Below are 2,368 nucleotides of genomic sequence, written 5' to 3'. Positions count from 1 at the left end.
GCCGTGCCTTGTTGTCCTTGCTCACCAAGACCAATCCACTCCCTCGGTCCCACCTGTCCGTAGGAGAACCAAGGCCAGTAGAGCACCGCCGCGACAGGCAGATAGTGACCCACACGCAGGCGTACCCGATCGGGCACCTACTCCAGCCTTATCGGTGATTAACCGGTGCCCGGAGCGTCATGACCTGCGGAAAAAGATCAGCCGTTCAGCCCGTAACGGCCGGCGCGCGCCGGCTCATAGAGTGGGCACCGTGAGGATCGCCATAGCTGCTGAGACGAGATCCGGTGAGCGGCGGGTGGCACTGGTACCGGGACTCGTGTCGCGCCTGACCGGTGCGGGCTTCGAGGTCGCGGTCGAGCCGGGCGCCGGTGCCGCCGCCCACCACCCCGATGACGACTACCGCGCGGCGGGCGCCGAGGTGACCCCCGACGCGGCCAGGGGCGCCGCCGCGCTGCTCGGCGTCCAGCCGCCGACCGGGGCGCAGCTCGACGCGCTCGCGAAGAACGCGGTCGTGATCTCCTTCCTGGCGCCCGCGGAGGAACTGGACCTGGTCGCCCACCTGCGGGACGCGAGCCTGTCGGCGTTCTCCATGGAGCTGGTGCCGCGCACGTCGCGCGCCCAGTCCATGGACGCGCTGTCCTCGCAGGCGCTGGTCGCCGGCTACCGCTGCGCGCTGGTCGCGGCCGAGCGGCTGCCGAGGTTCTTCCCGCTGCTGATGACCGCGGCGGGCACCGTCGCGCCGGCCAGGGTGCTGGTGCTCGGCGCCGGGGTCGCGGGCCTGCAGGCCATCGCGACCGCCCGCCGGCTGGGCGCGGTCGTGCGGGCGTACGACGTGCGCACCGCCGCCGCGGAGGAGGTCCGCAGCGTCGGCGCCGAGTTCGTGGACCTCGGCCTGCCGCCGCTGGAGGGCGCCGGCGGCTACGCCCGCCAGATGACCGAGGAGCGCGCGGCCAGGCAGCTCGAGCTGCTGGCCCCGCACGTGGCCGAGGCCGACGCGCTGATCACGACCGCCGCCGTCCCCGGCCGCCGTGCGCCGCTGCTGGTGACCGCCGAGATGGTCGCGGCCATGCGCCCCGGCTCGATCGTCGTCGACCTGGCCGCCGAGCAGGGCGGCAACGTCGAGGGCGCGGTCGCGGGCGAGGAGATCGGCGTCGGCGGGGTGCGGGTGTGGGGCGGGCGGAACGTGCCGAGCCAGATGCCGGCGCAGGCGAGCCAGCTCTACGCCGCCAACGTCGTGAACCTGTTGCTGCACATGGCTTCCGACGGCTCGGTGGTGCCGGACCTGAACGACGACATCGTCTCCGGCAGCTGCGTCACCCACGACGGCGAGGTGCACCACGAACCGACGAGGGAACTGCTGGCCCGCCGCTCCTAGTGGGAAAGCGCTTTCTCAAGTACTTTCGAGGCATGGACAACGGAGTCACCAGGCGAAGGGTCCTCACCCTGCTCGGTGCCGGCGCCGCCACCGCCGGCATGACCGGCGTCGCGGACGCCGAAACCCGCGCCGACGCCCGCCACTGCCGGCGGATCCCCCGCCAGGGCATCGGCATGCACCTCTACACCGTCCGCGACATCCTCAACGCGGACCCGCTCGGCACCCTCACCGCACTCGCCGAGATCGGCTACCGGTGCGTGGGCGTCAGCTCGTTCAACCGGCCGGCCGCCGAGATCCGGGACCTGTGCCGGCAGACCCGGCTCAACCCGGTCATCCTGCACGTCGCCCACGCCGACATCACCGGCGACTGGGCCGCGAAACTGGCCGATGCGCACACGATCGGCGTGCGGTGGGTCGTGCTGTCGTCGTTCCCCAGCGACATGTACACCGTCGAGGGCATCCGGTTGGGCGCGCGGCAGCTGAACGAGGCCGGCGCGGCGGCCCGCGAGCTGGGCATGGGCATGCTGCACCACAACCACGACAGCGAGTTCCGCGTCGTCGACGGCGTCCGCCTGTCGGACATCCTGTTCGGCGAGACCGATCCCCGGCTGGTCGACTTCGAGCTGGACCTGGGCTGGGCGACCCGGGCCGGCATGGACGGGCGGCAGCTGTTCGTCGACAACCCGGGGCGGTTCCCGGTGCTGCACGTCAAGGACCACGACGGTCAGGGCAACTGGACCGACGTCGGCAGCGGCGTGGTCGACTGGGCCCGCATCTTCGAGAAGGCCGACCGCGCCGGCGTGCGGTACTGGCTGGTGGAACGCGACGACCAGCCCGCGCCGCTGGACACGTCCCGCAACAGCCACGACTACCTTGCGGCGCTTCGGTTCTAGCGATCACCGGTGCCGCGGTGTAGGCAGGGAGGATGACTGAGAACTCTCGTCGAACGTTCCTCACCGCGACCGCCGCCACCGCCGCCACCGTAGCCGCGGG

General features: G+C 72.1%; 3 protein-coding genes. All 3 read left to right on the top strand.

What is annotated here, in order from left to right:
- The first annotated feature begins 250 nt into the window (after positions 1-250).
- A complete protein-coding gene (locus ACJ73U_RS47655; RefSeq protein ID WP_407784434.1) occupies positions 251-1,375 on the top strand; it encodes a Re/Si-specific NAD(P)(+) transhydrogenase subunit alpha in 1,125 nt (374 codons plus the stop codon).
- A 32-nt stretch (positions 1,376-1,407) separates the two neighbouring features.
- The gene (locus ACJ73U_RS47650) at positions 1,408-2,268 is read left to right on the top strand and encodes a sugar phosphate isomerase/epimerase family protein (RefSeq protein ID WP_407784433.1); all 861 of its coding nucleotides are present in this window, start codon (positions 1,408-1,410) and stop codon (positions 2,266-2,268) included.
- Positions 2,269-2,300: 32 nt separating this feature from the next.
- Positions 2,301-2,368: twin-arginine translocation signal domain-containing protein (locus ACJ73U_RS47645; protein WP_407784435.1), on the top strand; the 68-nt coding region annotated here is incomplete at its 3' end.

Source organism: Actinophytocola sp. (genome assembly GCF_045807065.1).
Classification (GTDB): domain Bacteria; phylum Actinomycetota; class Actinomycetes; order Mycobacteriales; family Pseudonocardiaceae; genus Actinophytocola.
The sequence above is the reverse complement of the archived record's forward strand: the minus strand, read 5'-3'. Positions and strand labels throughout refer to the sequence as shown.